Annotated in this window: 19 protein-coding genes and 1 pseudogene; 5 read left to right on the forward strand and 15 right to left on the reverse strand. The window is 64.9% G+C overall.

All coding sequences use genetic code 11. The features are described 5' to 3' along the window. Positions 1-8: 8 nt before the first annotated feature. Together M9955_03720 and M9955_03725 are read left to right on the forward strand one after the other, a co-directional pair. A complete protein-coding gene (locus tag M9955_03720; protein MCO5080749.1) occupies positions 9-800 on the forward strand; it encodes an SDR family oxidoreductase in 792 nt (263 codons plus the stop codon). 159 nt (positions 801-959) lie between these two features. Beyond that, positions 960-1,505, forward strand: coding sequence for a hypothetical protein (locus tag M9955_03725; protein MCO5080750.1), 546 nt, complete (start codon positions 960-962; stop codon positions 1,503-1,505). A gap of 78 nt (positions 1,506-1,583) precedes the next feature. Here the strand turns inward: M9955_03725 and M9955_03730 are convergent, their stop codons facing one another. The 10 genes from M9955_03730 to M9955_03775 form a co-directional block, all read right to left on the reverse strand. Continuing rightward, a complete protein-coding gene (locus M9955_03730; GenBank protein ID MCO5080751.1) occupies positions 1,584-1,988 on the reverse strand; it encodes a F0F1 ATP synthase subunit epsilon in 405 nt (134 codons plus the stop codon). Between the two features lie 18 nt (positions 1,989-2,006). Continuing rightward, on the reverse strand, positions 2,007-2,459 hold the full coding sequence (locus tag M9955_03735) for a hypothetical protein (protein ID MCO5080752.1): 453 nt from the start codon (positions 2,457-2,459) through the stop codon (positions 2,007-2,009). A 54-nt stretch (positions 2,460-2,513) separates the two neighbouring features. Then, a complete protein-coding gene (gene atpD / locus M9955_03740; protein MCO5080753.1) occupies positions 2,514-4,094 on the reverse strand; it encodes a F0F1 ATP synthase subunit beta in 1,581 nt (526 codons plus the stop codon). A 24-nt stretch (positions 4,095-4,118) separates the two neighbouring features. Continuing rightward, positions 4,119-5,000, reverse strand: a complete 882-nt coding sequence (locus tag M9955_03745; GenBank protein ID MCO5080754.1) for a F0F1 ATP synthase subunit gamma — start codon at positions 4,998-5,000, stop codon at positions 4,119-4,121. Between the two features lie 28 nt (positions 5,001-5,028). Then, entirely contained in the window at positions 5,029-6,558 is a 1,530-nt protein-coding gene (gene atpA / locus M9955_03750) for a F0F1 ATP synthase subunit alpha (GenBank protein ID MCO5080755.1), read from the reverse strand. Then, a complete protein-coding gene (locus M9955_03755) occupies positions 6,558-7,118 on the reverse strand; it encodes a F0F1 ATP synthase subunit delta (GenBank protein ID MCO5080756.1) in 561 nt (186 codons plus the stop codon). The genes atpA and M9955_03755 overlap by 1 nt, the downstream gene beginning before the upstream one ends. A 239-nt stretch (positions 7,119-7,357) precedes the next feature. Next, positions 7,358-7,756: a DUF4345 domain-containing protein gene (locus M9955_03760; GenBank protein ID MCO5080757.1), complete on the reverse strand. Its 399-nt coding sequence runs from the start codon at positions 7,754-7,756 to the stop codon at positions 7,358-7,360. 90 nt (positions 7,757-7,846) lie between these two features. Next, a complete protein-coding gene (locus M9955_03765) occupies positions 7,847-8,221 on the reverse strand; it encodes a type II toxin-antitoxin system RelE/ParE family toxin (GenBank protein ID MCO5080758.1) in 375 nt (124 codons plus the stop codon). Next, the gene (locus M9955_03770; protein ID MCO5080759.1) at positions 8,187-8,468 is read right to left on the reverse strand and encodes a type II toxin-antitoxin system ParD family antitoxin; all 282 of its coding nucleotides are present in this window, start codon (positions 8,466-8,468) and stop codon (positions 8,187-8,189) included. Before M9955_03770 ends, M9955_03765 begins: the two co-directional genes overlap by 35 nt. 74 nt (positions 8,469-8,542) lie before the next feature. Further along, positions 8,543-10,726, reverse strand: a complete 2,184-nt coding sequence (locus M9955_03775; GenBank protein MCO5080760.1) for a primosomal protein N' — start codon at positions 10,724-10,726, stop codon at positions 8,543-8,545. A gap of 103 nt (positions 10,727-10,829) precedes the next feature. On the opposite strand from M9955_03775, the gene fsa reads away from it, so the two are divergent. Both fsa and M9955_03785 read left to right on the forward strand, forming a co-directional pair. Further along, positions 10,830-11,486, forward strand: coding sequence for a fructose-6-phosphate aldolase (gene fsa, locus M9955_03780; GenBank protein MCO5080761.1), 657 nt, complete (start codon positions 10,830-10,832; stop codon positions 11,484-11,486). A gap of 5 nt (positions 11,487-11,491) precedes the next feature. Continuing rightward, positions 11,492-12,301: a hydratase gene (locus M9955_03785; protein ID MCO5080762.1), complete on the forward strand. Its 810-nt coding sequence runs from the start codon at positions 11,492-11,494 to the stop codon at positions 12,299-12,301. Here the strand turns inward: M9955_03785 and M9955_03790 are convergent. The 3 genes and pseudogenes from M9955_03790 to leuS form a co-directional block, all read right to left on the reverse strand. Next, positions 12,298-13,218 (reverse strand): 1-acyl-sn-glycerol-3-phosphate acyltransferase, encoded by a 921-nt coding sequence (locus M9955_03790; GenBank protein ID MCO5080763.1) that lies wholly within the window; start codon positions 13,216-13,218, stop codon positions 12,298-12,300. The genes M9955_03785 and M9955_03790 overlap by 4 nt on opposite strands. 81 nt (positions 13,219-13,299) lie before the next feature. Continuing rightward, positions 13,300-13,868: pseudogene (gene lptE, locus M9955_03795) on the reverse strand (LPS assembly lipoprotein LptE). Continuing rightward, the gene (gene leuS, locus M9955_03800; GenBank protein MCO5080764.1) at positions 13,855-16,479 is read right to left on the reverse strand and encodes a leucine--tRNA ligase; all 2,625 of its coding nucleotides are present in this window, start codon (positions 16,477-16,479) and stop codon (positions 13,855-13,857) included. Before leuS ends, lptE begins: the two are co-directional and overlap by 14 nt. 126 nt (positions 16,480-16,605) lie before the next feature. On the opposite strand from leuS, the gene M9955_03805 reads away from it, so the two are divergent. Continuing rightward, complete coding sequence (locus M9955_03805; protein ID MCO5080765.1) at positions 16,606-17,268, forward strand: YggS family pyridoxal phosphate-dependent enzyme; 663 nt, start codon at positions 16,606-16,608, stop codon at positions 17,266-17,268. 105 nt (positions 17,269-17,373) lie between these two features. Here M9955_03805 and M9955_03810 read toward each other — a convergent pair whose 3' ends face one another. Together M9955_03810 and M9955_03815 are read right to left on the reverse strand one after the other, a co-directional pair. Continuing rightward, the gene (locus M9955_03810) at positions 17,374-18,222 is read right to left on the reverse strand and encodes a DMT family transporter (protein MCO5080766.1); all 849 of its coding nucleotides are present in this window, start codon (positions 18,220-18,222) and stop codon (positions 17,374-17,376) included. Positions 18,223-18,429: 207 nt separating this feature from the next. After that, a complete protein-coding gene (locus tag M9955_03815) occupies positions 18,430-18,702 on the reverse strand; it encodes an usg protein (GenBank protein MCO5080767.1) in 273 nt (90 codons plus the stop codon). Positions 18,703-18,823 lie beyond the last annotated feature (121 nt).

Raw genomic sequence — 18,823 nt, forward strand, 5'->3', positions numbered from 1 at the left:
GAAGAAACATGCGTTTGCCGGAGGGAAGCGTTGCCTGGGTGACCGGCGCGGGCAGCGGCATAGGTCAGGCCTGCGCCGTGACGCTGGCGAAAGCCGGCGCCACCGTGGCGCTCACCGGGCGGCGCAAAGAGGCGCTGGAAGAGACGGCGGCGATGATTGCGGGGATCGACGCGCCCGCGCCGACGCTGGTTGCGTGCGACGTCACGGACCATGTGTCGGTCGCCGATGCCTACGCCACGATCGAAAAGGCGCACGGCGCGCCGCTGGTGCTGGTCAACAGCGCCGGCTGGAACGTCACCCGCCGCCATTGGGACAATCTCGCGCCCGAAGGTGCGTCGCAGGTGGTCGACATCGATCTGAAGGCGATGTTCTATTGCACGCTCGCCGTGCTGCCGGCGATGCGCGCGCGCCGCGACGGCCGCATCGTGCACATCTGCTCGCAGGCCGGCGTGTCGCTGCAGACGGTCAGCGGACCAAGCTATTCCGCCGCGAAGACGGGCGTCGTCGCCATGAGCGCCAGCCTGAACGCCGAGCAGGGCATCCACGGCATCCGATCGATCTGCATCTCGCCGGGCGAGGTCGAGACCCCGATCCTCAACACGCGCCCCTCCCCGCCCACCATGGCCGAGCGGGAGCTGATGCTCCAGCCGCAGGACGTGGCGGACGCCGTGCTGTTCTCCGTCACGCTGCCTGCACGCGCCTGCGTGACGGAACTTGTGATTCTGCCCACCGACGACCGTCATGTCCGCGAACGCGCCCGCGCCATCGAGGCGCTGACAAGGCGGCAGGACGGGCTTTGAGCAGTCGTGCACGACCATGAAAAAGGAGACCATTCGTTCAAAGTTTAACGAATGGTTGAGAAGAGGATTAAGCCCAACTGGAGAAATCCCGGAGAAAGAGCCGCCGATGAGGTAAAATGAGGCCTGTGTCTTATCGATGCATCCGCGTCGGAGGGTCGCATGCAACTGACGATCTCGCAGATCGGCTCCGCCTCGCCTTACTGGGTCGCGCGCTATGTGCCGGCATACAGCATGGGCGTCCGCAACGGCAGCGCCAACACCGCCGAGCCTGCCGGCAGCGTATCGGCCATGCCTGTGGTGGAACTCGGGGAACTGGAAACGGAGTACGACCAGTTCGGCCGTTTCGGCGCGTCGGCCGCGCGCGCCTCCGACGGAGGCGAGCCTGCAACCGCGCACCGTTCCGGCATCAATGCCAGCAAGCATTTCCGCTCGGGCCAGGTGACCGTCAGCGAGCTTGAGCAGGAATATGCCCGTTCGATGCTGGCGCTGACCACCGGACCGGACAGCGGCACCGATGTGCGGCGTTTCATTCCGTCCGGCATGACGGAATATCAAGTCTATCAGCTCTACGACTTCCAGTATCGCTGGGCGATCGAGGTGGAGCGCCGGGCGCTGGCACGGCAGGCGGCGGAAACGCAGCACCCTGCCCGCGCCGATGTTCCGGCTGTCGAAAGCCCGGGCCTGGAAGCGGATTTCCGGCGCTGAAGGTCTTCTTTCGTCAAGAATGAGAATGGCCGCCTTTCGGCGGCCAGTTCGCAAACGATCGTCTTCCGGCGAATTACCTCACGCCGGCAGGATGGCGCCTTCCAACGTCGTCAGCTGGTTCAGGAACTCTTCCGCCTTCGTCCGCGCATGCTCGGTCTTCGCGTCGGCAAGATCTTCCTTCGCCGACTGGATGCGGCGGGCGATATCCGCACGGTCGATGTCGTCCACATGCACCGCCGATTCGGCCAGCAACGTGCAGCCTGAAGGCAGGATGTCGGCAAAGCCGCCGAACACCACGTAACGGTCTTCCTTGCCGGAAGCAGGCTTCACCGTCACCACGCCCGGCTTGATCGTGGTCATCACAGGCGCATGGTTGGCCATCACCGTCATTTCGCCTTCCGAGCCCGGAATGACCACCGCCTCGACTGTCTCGGAGACGAGAAGGCGTTCGGGCGAGACGAGTTCAAATTGGAAGCTTGCCATGCTCAGTCGATCCAATCTCTAGACATGCGGGATAGCCTTGCGAACCGCCTCGGCTACCTCCGGTGGGCATCCCGAGATCTTGTCCAGCCGCGGCCAGACTTCGGGATACATATTTGCGATCCGCGCGCCCAGCCTGAGGACAAAGAAAGCCGTCCCGCCGATCTTGCCGCTGCCCGTCGCGACGCTTACGCGGCCGTCGGGCTGGGGATGGTTGATCGCCCGCTGGTGGGCAAAGATCGCCTGGACAAGCGGGTCGCTATCCGTGCCGCTGCAACTCCCGGTGAGCTGGACGGCGCCATACAGCGCCTTGCGATCCATGGGCGTCTCGGGTTGGGCGAGGGCAAGACGGTAGTACCACTGGATATAGAGCACATCGGCGCGCACATTGTTTTGCCCGCTTCTTCCAACCGAACAGTCCACATTCCACAGAATGTCGAAGTGGTCCCCGTCCGAATGGAGATACGCTTTCATCCCCTCACCAGCCCCGTTTGCAGCGCGCCTTCAGACGCGCTGCAAGACATAGCATCAAGCCGCTTCCGCCGCCAGACGCTGCGCCTTCTCGATCGCTTCCTCGATGGAGCCGACCATGTAGAAGGCGGCTTCCGGCAGATGATCGTATTCGCCGTTCACCAGGCCCTTGAAGCCCTTGATGGTGTCGGCGAGATCGACCAGTTTGCCCGGCGAACCGGTGAACACCTCGGCCACGAAGAAGGGCTGCGACAGGAAGCGCTCGACCTTGCGGGCGCGCGCCACCGTTAGCTTGTCCTCTTCCGACAGCTCGTCCATGCCCAGAATGGCGATGATGTCCTGCAGCGACTTGTAGCGCTGCAAGGTCTGCTGCACCTGACGGGCGACCTGATAGTGTTCCTCGCCGACGACCTGCGGGTCGAGCATGCGCGAGGTGGAGTCGAGCGGATCGACGGCCGGGTAGATGCCCTTTTCCGCGATCGAGCGCGACAGCACGGTCGTCGCGTCGAGGTGGGCGAAGGACGTCGCCGGCGCCGGGTCGGTCAGGTCGTCGGCCGGCACGTAGATGGCCTGCACCGAGGTGATCGAGCCCTTGGTCGTCGTGGTGATGCGCTCCTGCATCTGACCCATGTCGGTCGCCAGCGTCGGCTGATAGCCCACGGCCGATGGAATGCGGCCGAGCAGAGCCGACACTTCCGAACCCGCCTGCGTGAAGCGGAAGATGTTGTCGACGAAGAACAGCACGTCCTGGCCCTGGTCGCGGAAGTGCTCGGCGACGGTAAGGCCCGACAGGGCGACGCGGGCGCGGGCTCCCGGCGGCTCGTTCATCTGGCCGTAGACCAGCGCGGCCTTGGAGCCGGCGGCCGAGCCATTGTTCTCGTGCGGGTCCTTGTTCACGCCCGACTCGATCATCTCGTGATAGAGGTCGTTACCCTCGCGGGTGCGCTCGCCGACGCCGGCGAACACGGAGTAGCCGCCATGCGCCTTCGCGACGTTGTTGATCAGTTCCATGATGAGAACGGTCTTGCCGACGCCGGCGCCGCCGAACAGGCCGATCTTGCCGCCCTTGGCGTAAGGAGCGAGCAGGTCGACGACCTTGATGCCGGTGACCAGGATCTGGGCTTCCGTCGACTGCTCGACATAGGCCGGCGCGTCCTGATGGATGGCGCGCTTGGCGGCCGTCTTGAGCGGGCCAGCCTCGTCCACCGGCTCGCCGATGACGTTCATGATGCGGCCGAGCGTCTCGTCGCCCACCGGCACCATGATCGGGGCGCCCGTGTCCGAAACGACCTGGCCGCGCACCAGACCCTCGGTCGAGTCCATGGCGATGCAGCGCACCGTGTTCTCGCCGAGATGCTGCGCCACTTCGAGCACGAGCCGGTTGCCGCCATTGTCGGTTTCCAGCGCGTTCAGGATGGGCGGCAGGTGATCTTCGAACTGCACGTCAATGACCGCGCCGATAACCTGACGGACCTTGCCATGCGCTCCTTTGGCGAGGTTGAAGCTTGCCGTCGCGCCGCGCGTTTCCACCTTGCCCGGCTTTCCCTCGGCCACCAGCTTTGCCGCCTCTTTCGCCGAAGCGCTCTTCACGGGCGCCTTTCTGGGGGCCGCTGCTTTCGGGGTCGCTGCTTTCGCCATCGTCCTTACCCTTCTCGTAATTCCCTAGAGCGCCTCGGCGCCCGAAATGATCTCGATCAGTTCCTTGGTGATCTGCGCCTGACGCTGGCGGTTATACGTGATCGATAGCTTGTTGATCATGTCGCCTGCGTTGCGCGTCGCGCTGTCCATCGCGCTCATCTTGGCGCCCATCTCGCCCGCCGCGTTTTCGAGCAGCGCGCGGAAGATCTGGACGGAGATGTTGCGCGGGATGAGATCCGAGAGGATCTCGCCCGGCTCCGGCTCGTATTCGTAAGCGGCGGAACCGTTGCCGGCTTCGGCCGACCCCGCGGGCGCAGCCGCCGGGATGATCTGCTGGGCGGTCGGAATCTGCGAGATGACCGACTTGAATTCCGAATAGATCAGCGTGCAGACGTCGAACTGGCCGTCATTGAAGAGCGCGATGATCTTCCTGGCGATGGCGTCGGCATTGGCGAAGCCGATCTGCTTGACCTCGCGCAGCTCGATGCGGTCGATGATCAGGCTGCCGTATTCGCGGCGCAATATGTCGTTGCCCTTCTTGCCGACGGTGATGATCTTCACCGCCTTGCCGGCCGCCTGCAGCCTGCGGATATGCTCGCGGGCCAGACGCGCGATCTGCGAGTTGAAGCCGCCGCAAAGGCCGCGTTCCGCCGTGCAGACGACGAGAAGATGCGTGTCGTCCCTGCCCGTGCCGCTCATCAGAGCCGGCGCGTCGCCGCCCGAGCCGACCGCCTGCGTGATGTTGGAGAGAACGGCCCCCATGCGCTGGGCGTAGGGACGCGCAGCCTCCGCCGCCTCCTGGGCGCGGCGCAGCTTCGCCGCGGCGACCATCTGCATCGCCTTGGTGATCTTCTGCGTCGCCTTCACCGAGGCGATGCGGTTGCGGAGATCTTTGAGTGACGGCATTCGCCAGCCCTAGCTTTCTGAGGTCAGGTTAGGCGAACGTCTTCGCGAACGCGTCGATCTCGGCCTTCAGCTTGCCGCGCAGATCGTCGGACAGCGCCTTCTCGGCACGGATGCCGTCCAGCACGGCCTTGCCGGTGGTGCGCATATGCGCCAGCAGACCCTGCTCGAACTTGCCGACCTGCGGCACGGTGAGCTTGTCGAGGTAGCCGTTGACGCCGGCGAAGATGACCGCGACCTGCTCTTCCGTCTTCAGCGGCGAGAACTGCGGCTGCTTCAGAAGCTCCGTCAGGCGCGCGCCGCGGTTGAGCAGGCGCTGCGTGGCGGCGTCGAGATCCGAGCCGAACTGCGCGAAGGCTGCCATTTCGCGGTACTGGGCGAGTTCGCCCTTGATCGAGCCGGCAACCTGCTTCATCGCCTTGACCTGCGCGGCGGAGCCGACGCGCGACACCGACAGACCGACGTTCACGGCCGGACGGATGCCCTGGAAGAACAGGTTGGTCTCGAGGAAGATCTGGCCGTCGGTGATCGAGATCACGTTGGTCGGGATGTAGGCCGACACGTCGTTGGCCTGCGTCTCGATCACCGGGAGAGCCGTCAGCGAACCGGCGCCATTGTCCTCGTTCAGCTTCGCGGCGCGCTCCAGCAGACGGGAGTGCAGGTAGAAGACGTCGCCCGGATAGGCTTCGCGGCCCGGCGGGCGGCGCAGCAGCAGCGACATCTGGCGGTAGGCGACGGCCTGCTTCGACAGATCGTCATAGGCGATCAGCGCGTGCTTGCCGTTGTCGCGGAAATATTCGCCCATGGCGCAGCCGGCGAACGGCGCAAGGAACTGCATCGGAGCCGGGTCGGACGCGGTGGCGGCGACGACGATGGAATATTCGAGCGCGCCGCGCTCCTCGAGCACTTTCACGAACTGGGCGACGGTCGAGCGCTTCTGGCCGACGGCGACGTAGACGCAGAACAGCTTTTCCCCTTCCGGGCCGCTCTCGTGGATGGCCTTCTGGTTGAGGATCGTGTCGAGGATGATGGCGGTCTTGCCGGTCTGGCGGTCGCCGATGACCAGCTCGCGCTGGCCGCGGCCGACCGGGATCAGCGCATCGATGGCCTTGAGGCCGGTCGACATCGGCTCGTGCACCGACTTGCGGGGGATGATGCCGGGCGCCTTGACGTCCACACGGCGGCGCTCGTCAGCCTTGATCGGACCCTTGCCGTCGATCGGATTGCCCAGCGCATCGACGACGCGGCCAAGCAGGCCGGGACCGACCGGCACGTCGACGATGGCGCCCGTGCGCTTGACGGTGTCGCCTTCCTTGATGTCGCGGTCGTTGCCGAAGATGACGACGCCGACATTGTCGGCTTCGAGGTTGAGCGCCATGCCGCGAATGCCGCCGGGAAACTCCACCATCTCACCGGCCTGGACATTGTCCAGACCGTAGACGCGGGCGATACCGTCGCCGACCGACAGAACCTGACCGACCTCGGAAACCTCGGCTTCCCTGCCGAAATTCTTGATCTGGTCCTTGAGGATTGCGGAAATTTCCGCGGCGCGGATGTCCATCAGCCGACCTCTTTCAGTGCGAGCTTGAGCGAATTGAGTTTGGTTTTGAGCGACGTGTCGATCTGGCGCGAGCCGATCTTGACCACCATGCCGCCGAGCAGCGAGGGATCGACGGTCACGGAGATCGCCACATCCTTGCCGGCGACGCTTTTCAGCGCAGCCTTGAGATCCTTCTCCTGCGCCGCCGTCAGGGCATGCGCGGAGGTGACTTCGGCAGCGGCCTCGCCACGATGCTCCGCGGCGATGCGGCGGAAGGCGCTGATCATGCCGGGCAGCACGAACAGACGGCGGTTCATCGCGACGACGCGCAGGAAGCTGCTGACCAGACCCGTGATCTTCGCCTTGTCGGCGATCGCCACGATGGCCTTGAGCTGGTCGTCGGCGGAGAAAACGGGACTGTAGATCAGGCGCTTGAGATCGTCGCTGCCCTCGATCAGCGTCTCGAAACGACCGAGATCACCCTCGACCGCCGCAACGGCGTTCGACTCCAGCGCGAGATCGAAGAGCGATCGCGCATAGCGATCTGCGACACCGGAGATTGGCGAACTGGATTGTGCCACGGAGCGTCGGTTCTCTCGTCTGACAGGCCGGAAGATTTCTGGCGCGAGGCGGAACGCTCTGGCTAAATCTTTGACCTAGTTGAATTTTTACGTCCGGAGGGGGCTTGAAAACGGCTCCCCCGGCCGAAAGTCGACTGCCGCATAGCACAGGCGTTAGAGACTCGCAACACGATGGCAGACAAGCTTTTTGCACTGTTTGTCGCAGCCGCCGCATACCGAACCGGGCGCGTTGCGCCGGCTCAGGGGATAAAGCCGAAGACAAAGCCGAGCGGCAGCGCGGCGAGCACAAGTTCGACGACCAGCGCAACCCAGTTGAACGGCTTGTTGCCGGCGTCGGAAAGCATGGAGACGACGCGGCCGAACGCCGTGAAAAGCCAGGAGAATCCGAGCGCGTTGTAGAGGAAGGGCTGGTTGCCGAGCAGGACGCAGCAGATGCCGAGACCGAGATAGAAGCCGGCCATGGTGCTGCGCGCCTCCGCGATGGCGTGCGGCCTGTCGTCCCGCGTCTTCAGCCGCAACAGCCGAAAGGCCAGATGCGGCGCGAACAAGAGGATCAGGCCGAAAGCGACCGTGACGAGCGCGCTGGCCCAAGCGCCCCACTCGCCCTGCGTCGCCGGCCAGGGAAAGGCGAATTCCATCTGAACCCCTCATCGGATCGCGTCGGCGGAGTGTAGACGAGGATTTGGCCGGATTGAACCGTCCTGTTGTTTCACCTCAACATCAGGGTATCAGGAAAGACTGCGGCGGTCTTCCTCCCGCAACGCCTGCGTTACCCGGCGAGCAGGGTCCATGCGATCGCCGAGGACGCGGAGGATCACCAGTTCAGCGTCGTCCCCAAGCGATGACTCGACTGCATAGTACAGAATATGACTGGCGCCGCCGCTTCGTCGGGCGACAACCTGGAGATGCAGCGAACGGACACCTGATCTGATCTCCGGTCGGGCTTTCGATGTTGCTCGGAACGCGTCGCTCCGCAACTCGCGTAACGCGGTGTTGATCAGGTCCATGTAGCGATGCGCCTGCACAGCGCCGAAAAGCTTGATCGAATCTCGAAATATTCGCAGAAGGTCACGATCCGCCTGACGGGTGAAGCGATGCCTCACGTCGCGCCTCCTCGAAGATGTCTTCAAGCGTCCGGTCCGAGAACCGGCCGGCCTCCATGTCGTCGATTCCCTTCTGGACCTCTTCGCGCAGCATGCGTAGTTCCTCTTCGCGCAGCTCACGCTCATGGCGAAGCACACGCAAGGCATCGCGCACCACCTCGCTGGCGGAGACATATTCGCCGCGGGACACTTCTCCCTCGACAAACTTCACCATTTCCTCGGTAAGGCTGACATTCATGGTGGGCATGGGGAGATCTCCACTCTTGTGGAGAATCTAGCGCCAAAACCGTCGATTGGCAAACTTTGACAACAGTCGTCCTTTTACAAAAAGCTCTGCGGATCGATGTCGACCTGCACGCGCACCGAGCCGCGCGCCTTCAGGCCCTCGGCGAGCATCCTGCGGATGAAACCCTGCATGTCGGCGCGGCGCTCGCCGTGGATCAGGAGACGAAAGCGGTGACGCCCGGCAACGACGGCCATCGGCGCCTCGGCCGGCCCGAGAATGGCGATATCCGCTGCTTGCGGCGCGGCACGGCGCAACTGCCGCGCATGGCTTTCGGCATCGGCCCGGGTGTCGGCGCTGACGATGATTCCGGCCAGCCTGCCGAAGGGCGGCAGGGACGATCTTTCCCGCTCCGCGATCTCCCGTTCGTAGAAGGCGGCCGAATCACCCGACACGATGGCCTGCATGACGGGATGGTCCGGCTGGTAGGTCTGCAGCAGGCCAATGCTCTTCCTGCCGGTGCGGCCGGCCCGGCCCGTCACCTGGCTGAGCAGCTGGAAGGTCCGCTCGGCAGCGCGCGGATCGCCATTGGCGAGGCCGAGGTCGGCGTCGACCACGCCGACCAGCGTCATGCCCGGAAAGTTGTGGCCCTTGGCGACGAGCTGCGTGCCGATGACGATGTCCGCCTCGCCCTTGGCCACCGCCTCGAACTCCAGTCGCATGCGCTTCACGCCGCCGAGAATGTCGGACGAGAGCACGATGGTGCGGGCATCCGGGAAGTGGCCGACCACCTCCTCGGCGATCCGCTCCACGCCCGGGCCGCAGGCGACGAGGTGATCGAGGGCGCCGCATTCGGGACAGGCATCGGGCCGCTTCTCGTGATGGCCGCAATGATGGCAGACGAGCTGGCCGCGAAACCTGTGCTCCACCAGCCAGCTCGAACATTGCGGACACTGGAAGCGATGGCCGCAGGCGCGGCAGAGCGTCAGCGGCGCATAGCCGCGACGATTGAGGAAAAGCAGGGACTGCTCGCCCCGCTCAAGCGTTTGCCGGACTTCCGAGATCAGCAGGGGCGACAGGAACCCGCCGCGCGCGGGCGGAGCGCGGCGCATGTCGATGGCGCGGATTTCCGGCAGCGCGGCCTCGGCGAAACGGGCCGGCAGATGCACCTTGGCGTAACGCCCCTGCGCGGCATTCACCTGCGTCTCGACGGACGGCGTGGCGGAGGCGAGCATGACCGCAAAGCCGCCTATATGCGCCCGCACCACGGCCATGTCACGCGCATTGTAGAAGACGCGGTCCTCCTGCTTGTAGGCGGGGTCGTGCTCCTCGTCGACGATGATGAGGCCGAGTTCGTTGAACGGCAGGAAGAGCGCCGAGCGCGCACCGGCGACCACCCGCACCGTGCCTTCGGCCACCTGCCGCCAGACACGCTCCCGCATGCGCGGCGGCAGGTCCGAATGCCATTCCGCCGGCTTGGCGCCGAACCGGTCGTGGAAGCGGGCGAGAAAAGCCTGCGTCAGCGCGATTTCCGGCAAGAGGATGAGAACCTGCCGGCCTGCCTCGACCGCCGCCGCCACGGCCTCGAAATAGACTTCGGTCTTGCCCGAACCGGTGACGCCGTCGATCAGGGTCGCGGAAAATTTTGCAGCGGCGGCGGCCTTGCGCAGATCAGTCGCCGCCGCCTGCTGGTCCGCCGTGAGGTCGGGCGCGGCATAGGACGGATCGGGACGCGCCACCACCGGACGCGGTGGAATCAGCGTTTCCGAGAACACGCCCTGCGCCTTGAGCCCGTCGATGACGGTGAGCGATACGCCGGCCGCATGGGCAAGGCCCGAGCGGGTCCAGGCCATGCCGTCCCCTGCCATTTCGAGGACGCGCGCGCGGGCATCCGTCATGCGGTCGGGGCGTGCGTCAGTCATTTGCAGCCCGTTGATCCATGGTTCCGGGTCGAACGCTTCCGGGGCGCGCAGGATCATGCGGGCGACCAGTCCCGGCGGCGACAGCGTGTAGCCGGCCACCCAATCGACAAAGCGGCGCATATCCTCGCAGATCGGAGGGCAGTCGAACGCCTCGCTGATCGGCCGCAGGCGCTTCGCCTCGATCGCCTCGCAATCGCCGTCCCAGACGATGCCGGCCACTTCGCGGGGGCCTAGCGGCACGCGCACGATGGAGCCCGGCACGACATGCATGCCGTCCGGCACCGCGTAGCTGTAGGGCCGGTCGGCCGGCATCGGCACCAGAACCGGCACGGCGCGCTGCCTCGCCGATTCGTGCCCCATCGATTCACCCGTCATGCCACGTGACGTAGTCTGCTTCTTGGTCTAGAGCAAAGGCAACCGCTTGCGGCCATGCCCATGCGAGAGAACAGCAAGGAGACGCCTCATGAAATTCTTTGTCGACACGGCCGATGTGAAGGAAATCCGCGAACTCAACGATCTCGGCCTCGTTGACGGCGTCACCACAAATCCCTCGCTGATCCTGAAGTCGGGCGGCAACATCGCCGAAGTGACCAAAGAGATCTGCGATATCGTCGCAGGACCGGTTTCCGCCGAGGTCGTGGCGACCGAATACAGGCAGATGATGAAGGAAGCGGAGATCCTGGCGAAGATCGCCGACAATGTCGCGATCAAGGTGCCGCTGACGCTCGACGGCCTCAAGGCCTGCAAGACCATCCGCACGGAACTTAACCGCATGGTCAACGTCACGCTCTGCTTCTCGGCCAATCAGGCGCTGCTGGCCGCGAAGGCCGGCGCGACCTTCATCTCGCCCTTCGTCGGCCGTCTCGACGACATGGGCATCGACGGCATGGATCTGATCGCCGAGATCAAGCAGATCTACGACAACTACAATTTCGAGACCGAGATCCTGACGGCGTCGGTGCGCACGGTGAACCACGTCAAGCAGGCCGCGCTGATCGGCGCCGACGTCATTACCGCGCCGCCGGCGACGCTTCGCGCGCTGGTCAGCCACCCGCTCACCGACAAGGGCCTCGCCGCCTTCCTCGCCGACTGGGCGAAGACCGGCCAGAAGATCGGCTGATCGCCATGACGGATGCGGGAGCGATCGCCGACGAGGTGTTGAAGGCGCTCGCCTCCCGTGACCCGGTCGAGCCGTTCACGGCCCGGGTCGCCAGCTTCGACGATCGCGCCGCCTATGCGGTGACGAGCGAGCTACGCCGCAGGCGCAGCGAGCGCGGCGAAATGCCCATCGGCCGCAAGATCGGCTTCACCAACCGCAACATCTGGGCCGAGTACGGCGTCTACGAGCCGATCTGGGGCGACATCTACGCGACGACGGCGCATGACGTCCAACCCGGCGCGCGGGCAAGAATCTCGCATCTGCCGCAGCCGCGCATCGAGCCGGAGATCGTCCTCGGGCTCGACGGCGATCTTTCCGGCGATATGTCGGCGGAGGACGTCGCGGAACGAATCGGCTGGGTCGCCCACGGCTTCGAGATCGTGCAATCCATCTTTCCCGACTGGAAATGCAGCGTCGCGGACTGCGTGGCCGATGGCGGCCTGCACGGCGCGCTGTTCATCGGACCGCGCAAGCCCTTGTCGGCGGTCGAGCGCCGCGTCCTGCCCGCCATCTTGCCGAAGATCGGGATCGAACTCTTCCGCGACGGCAGGCCGATCGACGCAGGCATCGGCTCCAACGTGCTCGGCGGGCCGGTGCAGGCGCTGAAATATCTTGTCGACGTGCTGGCCCGGGACCCGCTCAATCCTTCGTTGCGCGCTGGCGAGTTCATTTCGACCGGCACGATAACCCGCGCCTTCCCGGTATCGGCGGGGGAGCGCTGGTCGACGCGGCTGACCGGCTTCGACCTGCCGGGAATGGATGTCGAACTCTACTAAGGCGCTACCGACCGGGCCACGAAGTCGGCCCGCGGATTGGCGGCAAGCTCTTCCACCGTATGCGCCTGCAGCCTCGCGGCGACGGACGCCGCATCGCCTTCCAGCGCGTCCGCCGCGATCGGCTTGCCGACCGATATCCTGTAGGCGCGTCCGGTCTTGTTCAGCAATTCGTGGAAGACGGTAATATCGCGCAGGTCGTTGGAGAAGCGCGAAAGAAAATAGAACAGGCCTGAATTCCGGGCCTGAATGTTGACCGGCACGACCGGACAGTCGTAGCGCCGGGCGAGCGCCACGACGGAGCTCTGCCACGGGCGCTCGGTCAGCCTGCCCTCGTTCCAGTAGGCGATGCGGCCGGAAGGGAACAGCACCACCATGCGCCTGGCGGCAAAGGCCCGCGCAGTAGCCTCCAGCGTATCGCGGCCCTTGGCATGGCTCTTTTCGGCCGCGCGCCACTCGACGGGTATGACGAGGTCGCGAAAGCCGGCCGCGACGCGGAGCGCATCGCGATTGGCGAAGAAGATCATGTCGGGGCGCACGGTCTTGAACGCGTCGAAGACCGCGACGCCGTCGGCGATGCCCGTTGGGTGGCTCGGCGCCAGGATGAACGGCCCGGAATCCGGCAGGTTCTCCAGCCCGCGTACGTCAATGTCGAGCCGCAGCAGACGGCTGAGATATTCCATAGCCTCGAAGCCGGGCAGATCGCGGACGTCGTCCGCCATGCGCACGGCCTTCCGGTAATGGAAGACACGCATCAGCAGGGGGCGGATCAAAGGCCAGATCGGGTTACGGGCAAGATTCAGCGAGCGCTCGGCGATCAGCTGGTCGACGACGTGCATGTTTGCGCCGGCGTCCGTGCCCTTGATGAGTGCCGCGGCGGCCTCAGCGGGAGCGCTGCGCGGCGGATTCAACGAGGGCATTCTGCAACTCCGTTTTGCGCTGAGTGCGCGTCCGGCATGACGGGAACATGACGAACCCCGCCGTCGTCGCGAAGTTCCCTTCTACTTGCCCGTGTGGCGCACGAGATCCTGCGCCACCGCGAGCCGAACGAGTTCCGCCAGTTCACGCGCAGCGCGATTTTCGGCGTCGCGGCGCGCCCGATAGGCGGCAAACTCCTGATTGGGAATATCGTATTGCGACGTGATCTGCCGGCGGCCGCTCGCGATCGGCTTTTGCGTCGCGGCATCGAACAGCACGTAGTTGGAGAACATGGTGACCGCGCCGGATGTCGGCTGATTCACCGACGAGGTCTGCGAAATGGTCGAGACCTCGCGGCTGGTCACCACGCCAAGCTCCAGTTCATAGGTCGGCGTCGACGTCTGCGCCTTGCCGCCGTTGAACAGGAAGATCAGCTGGTTGCGGACTTCCTGCGCATCGCGCGTCCTTGCGGGACGGATGAGAACGGAGGACAGGGCGGCGTTCGTCGTACTGCCGTCCGCCGTGACCGGCGCATCGGAGTAGAGCGGCCGCACGGTGCAGCCCGCGACACCGATCGCCAGGGCGGAGAGCAGAGCCAGCGAAACCGCGCGAATCATCCGAAATCCTCTGGCCTGCTGTCAGGCAACGACATTCACGATCCGCTGCGGGACCACGATGACCTTGCGCGGCGGCTTGCCGTCGAGAGCCTTGACCACGGCATCGAGCGCCAGCGCCGCATTCTCCACCGCAGCTTGATCCGCGTCGCGCGCGATTGTCAAATCGCCCCGCTTCTTGCCGTTCACCTGCACTGGATAGGTGATCTCGTTGTCGACGACCAGCGCAGGGTCGAAATCCGGCCATTTCTGATTCGCCACGAGGCCTTCGCAGCCAAGAGTCGCCCAGCACTCCTCGGCCAGATGCGGCATCATCGGCGCGATCATCCTGATCAGCATCTCCAGCGCCTCGCGGAGCGCACCTTTCGTCGCGGCATCCGTCCCCCGCGAGAGGGTTCCGGCCGGGCCATGCACGGCGTTGACGAGTTCGTAGAGGCGCGCGACGGCCTTGTTGAAGGCGAGCTTGCCGATATCCTCGCCGACGGCCTTGACGGCCTTGTGCGCGGCCTTCGAGATCGCGCCCGCCGCGCCGGAGGAAGCAGCCTCCGGCGCGACGCCCTCCAGATGCGGCGCGGCCTCGGAGACGAGACGCCAGACGCGCTGCACGAAGCGATGCGCGCCCTCGACGCCGGCCTCCGTCCAGATCACGTCGCGATCCGGCGGCGAGTCCGACAGCATGAACCAGCGCGCCGTGTCGGCGCCGTAGCTGGCGATGATGTCGTCGGGATCGACCACGTTCTTCTTCGACTTCGACATCTTCTCGATCGAGCCTATCTCGACCGGCGCGCCGTCCGACAACATGGTCGCGCTGCGCTGGCCGTCCGTCTCCTCGATCCGGATCTCGGCCGGCGTTACCCAGCCCTGCGGACCCTTGTAGGTCTCGTGGACAACCATGCCCTGCGTGAACAGGCCCTCGAACGGCTCCTCGACCGTATTGAGATGGCCCGTCGCCTTCATGGCGCGGGTGAAGAAGCGCGAATAGAGCAGGTGCAGGATCGCGTGCTCGATGCCGCCTATATACTGATTGACCGGCAGCCAGCCCTTCGGGCCGTCGACATGAGCGAGATCGGTCGGCTCCTCCGTGTCCCAAGGATCGGTGAAGCGCGCGAAATACCAGGACGAATCGACGAACGTATCCATCGTATCCGTGTCGCGCCGCGCGTCCTTGCCGCATTGCGGGCAGGCGACATGCTTCCACGTCGGATGGTGGTCCAGCGGATTGCCCGGCCTGTCGAAATTGACGTCGGAAGGCAGCTCGACCGGCAGTTGATCGGCCGGCACCGGCAGGGAACCGCAATCGTCGCAATGGATGACCGGGATCGGGCAACCCCAGTAGCGCTGGCGCGAGATCAGCCAGTCGCGCAGCCGGAACTGCACCTTGCGCTCACCCTGCGGACGCCCCTCCACCATCTGCTCGCCGAGCAGGCGCGCGACCTCGTCAAAGGCCTGCTTCGGCTTCATGCCGTCAAGGAAGCGCGAATTGATCATCACGCCGTCGTCGACATAGGCCTCGTCGCGGATTTCGAAAGTCGCGGCATCGGCGCCTTCCGGCATGACCACCGGCACGACCGGCAGACCGTATTTGCGGGCGAAGTCGAGGTCGCGCTGATCGCCGGACGGACAGCCGAAAATAGCGCCCGTGCCGTAATCCATCAGCACGAAGTTCGCGACGTAGATCGGCAGCGTCCAGGCCGGATCGAACGGATGCACGACGCGCAGACCTGTGTCGAAGCCGCGCTTCTCGGCGGTCTCCAGTTCGGCGGCGGACGTGCCGCGATGGCGGATATCCTCGATGAAGGCGGTAAGGTCGGGATTGAATTCCGCCGCCCGCTTCGCCAGCGGATGGTCCGCGGCGATCGCCATGAAGGACGCGCCGAAGATCGTATCCGGCCGCGTCGTGTAGACTTCCAGTTCGCTCTCGCCCGGAGGCGGGTTGGCGAGCGCCCAGCGGATCAGCAGGCCCTCGGACCGGCCGATCCAGTTCGACTGCATCAGCTTGACCTTCTCGGGCCAGCGGTCGAGCGTCTCAAGCCCGTCGAGCAGGTCCTGGCTCATCGAGGTGATCTTGAAGAACCATTGCGTCAGGTCGCGCTGCTCGACCAGCGCGCCGGACCGCCAGCCGCGTCCGTCAATGACCTGCTCGTTGGCGAGCACGGTCATGTCCTCGGGGTCCCAGTTGACCTTGGCCGACTTGCGCTCGACCAGCCCAGCCTTCCAGAAGTCGAGGAACATCTTCTGCTGATGCTTGTAGTAGCTCGGGTCGCAGGTGGCGAATTCGCGCGACCAGTCCCAGGAAAAGCCCAGCGTCCGCAACTGGCTCTTCATCGTCTCGATATTGGCATAGGTCCAGGCGCGCGGGTCGACCTTGTTGTCGCGCGCCGCGTTCTCGGCCGGCAGGCCGAACGCGTCCCAGCCGAACGGATGCAGGACGTTGAAGCCTATGGCGCGCTTGTAGCGCGTCAGAACGTCGCCCAGCGTATAGTTGCGGACGTGCCCCATGTGGATGCGCCCGGACGGATAGGGGAACATTTCGAGGACGTAGTATTTCGGACGCGGGTCGTCGTTCTTCGTCTCGAAGAGCCTGGCGTCGTCCCAGGCTTTCTGCCATTTCGGTTCGGACGCGCGCGGATTGTATCGTTCGGTTGCCATGACCGGAATTTCACTCGATATACGGGCTGACAAAGTGGCGGACCTTCGATCACGGTTTCCGTGACCCGTCAACCGGGCGGGCGCCTTTCGGGGGCGCAGAAGAGGCGAATCGAGCCGGGGTGAGGCATGAGCGACGCGGTTGCGCGATTGAACGAGGTGCGCGCCAACATCGAAAAGGCGGAACGAGCGGCAAAGCGGGCGGCAGGCGGCGTGACGCTCGTCGCCGTGTCGAAGACCTTCGATGCCGGCGATATCCGGCCCGTCATCGAAGCCGGCCAGCGCATCTTCGGCGAAAACCGCGTGCAGGAGGCCATGGGTAAATGGCCGGCCCTGAAGGCGGATTTCGCCGATCTCGAACTGCACCTCATTGGCCCGCTGCAATCGAACAAGACGAAGGAGGCGGTGGCGCTGTTCGATGTGATCGAGACGGTGGATCGGGAAAAGATCGCCGCCGAACTGGCGAAGGAAATCGCCAGACAGGGCAGGGCGCCGAAACTCTATGTGCAGGTGAATACCGGCTCGGAGCCGCAGAAGGCCGGCATCGAGCCGACCGAGGCGGTCGCCTTCGTCAGACGCTGCCGGGATGTACACGGGCTCGCAATCGAGGGGCTGATGTGCATCCCGCCGGCGGACGAGAATCCGGGACCGCATTTCGCGCTGCTCGAAAAGCTGGCGCGCGAGGCGGGCGTCGAAAAGCTCTCCATGGGCATGTCGGGAGACTACGAGACCGCGATCGCTTTCGGCGCGACCGGCGTGCGCGTCGGCAGCGCGATCTTCGGCAGCCGGTAGCTCTTACAGCACGACGCTTTTGATCGGATCACGCGGCGCGGCGTAAGCTTTTGTTTTACGCATATCGTTGTCCCAAAACCGCTGCGCACTTTTGGGCGACATGCGTCAGACTTCCATCACCTCCGGCGGCGCCTTCTTCAGCTTCTGCTCGCGGAAGAAGATGAAGAGGCCGGCGCCGACGATGATAGCCGCGCCGATCAGCACGTGAATCTGGGGCACGTCGCCGAAGACCAGCCAGCCGAAGACGACCGCCCAGAACAGCATCGTGTACTGAAACGGCACCACGGTCGCCGCGTCGCCATATTTCAGCGCCCGGTTGACGCAGACATGCGCCATCATCGCCACGACGCCGAGCAGGGCCAGCAGCGACAGATCGAAAGCGCTGATCGGCACCCAGCCGAAAGGCGCCGTGACGAGGCCGAGCAGCCCGGCCCCGACCATCTGCCAGAAGACGAGCGCGACATCGGGCGTGCCGCGCAGCATGCGCGACGTTATCAGCATCATGGCAAAGGCAAGACTGCCGCCGATCGACACGATGGCGGCTGGCGACAGCGTGGCAGAAGACGGCTGCAACGCGACGAGCACGCCGCAGAAGCCGATGAAGATCGCCGTCCATCGCCGCCAGCCGACATGCTCGCCGAGGAACAGGGGCGAAAGCGCGGCAACGTAGATCGGCGCCGCCATCCAGTAGGTCATCGCATCCGCCAGCGGCAGGTACATGACCGCGAAATAGAACAGATAGACTTCGGCGGACGACACGGCGACGCGCAGGACTTGCACCATCGGGCGCTCGACCGCGAACATCGATCGCCATCCGGCTCTGGCCACCGCCGGCGAGAGCACGACGAGCGCCGCCGCGCTGCGGACCAGCAGCACCTGCCCCACCGTGTAGGTGGCGACCAGCCATTTGCCCATCGTGTCGTTGAGCGCGAACATCAGGATGCCGACGACCATCAGCAGGATGCCGAGCGGCGGGTTTGACACGTGTATGGCTGCCGGTTTCACGTTGCTCGATCCACTCCCCTGACGCGACGGATCGCGCCTTCCTGTGGCGAGCGGTAATGGAAGCCGTTGCCTAGGTCATGCCGCGTCGGTGAACCAGCGCCCTGAAGAGATTGGTCCAGAGAAGGACGGGATGCCTCCTCGCCGGTGCCGGCGTCGTCAGTGGAGGACCAGTTCCCCCGTCACGTTGCGCCATTCGTTCGGCGCGATCAGCCGGCGGTGGGTATAGGCGATGGAGTGAAGCGGACCTTCGAGCTTCGACTTCCAGAAGTCGATGAACCGGTAGAGCACCGGAAATTTCGGCGCCAGATCGTAATCCTGCCAGATATAGGTCTGCAGCAGGTGCGGATGGTCAGGCATGTGATAGAGGATCTGGGCCGTGGTCAGCCCATAGCCCTTGAGCATCAGTTCCATTTCGGCATTGTCGCGCATCGCGGTTCCCCGTGTGTGGACGGCCCGTGGAATGCAAGACTCTGTATCGATGGGATCGGTCAGGTTCAGTCATGTGTCCGGCCTTTTATCGTGGCATTGTAGCCACTGGCCCTGATGAAGT

Source organism: Rhizobiaceae bacterium, from assembly GCA_023953845.1.
In the GTDB taxonomy this organism is placed as follows: domain Bacteria; phylum Pseudomonadota; class Alphaproteobacteria; order Rhizobiales; family Rhizobiaceae; genus Arvimicrobium.

Excerpts from the sequence above, each read along its gene's own strand:
- M9955_03760 (MCO5080757.1), bottom strand. The coding sequence starts at position 7,756 with ATGGAATTCGCCTTTCCCTGGCCGGCGACGCAGGGCGAGTGGGGCGCT.
- M9955_03805 (MCO5080765.1), top strand. The coding sequence starts at position 16,606 with ATGAGCGACGCGGTTGCGCGATTGAACGAGGTGCGCGCCAACATCGAA.
- M9955_03775 (MCO5080760.1), bottom strand. The coding sequence starts at position 10,726 with ATGGGGCACGAATCGGCGAGGCAGCGCGCCGTGCCGGTTCTGGTGCCG.
- atpA (MCO5080755.1), bottom strand. The coding sequence starts at position 6,558 with ATGGACATCCGCGCCGCGGAAATTTCCGCAATCCTCAAGGACCAGATC.
- M9955_03770 (MCO5080759.1), bottom strand. The coding sequence starts at position 8,468 with ATGCCCACCATGAATGTCAGCCTTACCGAGGAAATGGTGAAGTTTGTC.
- atpD (MCO5080753.1), bottom strand. The coding sequence starts at position 4,094 with ATGGCGAAAGCAGCGACCCCGAAAGCAGCGGCCCCCAGAAAGGCGCCC.
- M9955_03725 (MCO5080750.1), top strand. The coding sequence starts at position 960 with ATGCAACTGACGATCTCGCAGATCGGCTCCGCCTCGCCTTACTGGGTC.
- M9955_03815 (MCO5080767.1), bottom strand. The coding sequence starts at position 18,702 with ATGCGCGACAATGCCGAAATGGAACTGATGCTCAAGGGCTATGGGCTG.
- fsa (MCO5080761.1), top strand. The coding sequence starts at position 10,830 with ATGAAATTCTTTGTCGACACGGCCGATGTGAAGGAAATCCGCGAACTC.
- M9955_03745 (MCO5080754.1), bottom strand. The coding sequence starts at position 5,000 with ATGCCGTCACTCAAAGATCTCCGCAACCGCATCGCCTCGGTGAAGGCG.
- M9955_03790 (MCO5080763.1), bottom strand. The coding sequence starts at position 13,218 with ATGCCCTCGTTGAATCCGCCGCGCAGCGCTCCCGCTGAGGCCGCCGCG.
- M9955_03810 (MCO5080766.1), bottom strand. The coding sequence starts at position 18,222 with ATGGTCGTCGGCATCCTGATGTTCGCGCTCAACGACACGATGGGCAAA.
- leuS (MCO5080764.1), bottom strand. The coding sequence starts at position 16,479 with ATGGCAACCGAACGATACAATCCGCGCGCGTCCGAACCGAAATGGCAG.
- M9955_03785 (MCO5080762.1), top strand. The coding sequence starts at position 11,492 with ATGACGGATGCGGGAGCGATCGCCGACGAGGTGTTGAAGGCGCTCGCC.
- M9955_03720 (MCO5080749.1), top strand. The coding sequence starts at position 9 with ATGCGTTTGCCGGAGGGAAGCGTTGCCTGGGTGACCGGCGCGGGCAGC.
- M9955_03735 (MCO5080752.1), bottom strand. The coding sequence starts at position 2,459 with ATGAAAGCGTATCTCCATTCGGACGGGGACCACTTCGACATTCTGTGG.
- M9955_03730 (MCO5080751.1), bottom strand. The coding sequence starts at position 1,988 with ATGGCAAGCTTCCAATTTGAACTCGTCTCGCCCGAACGCCTTCTCGTC.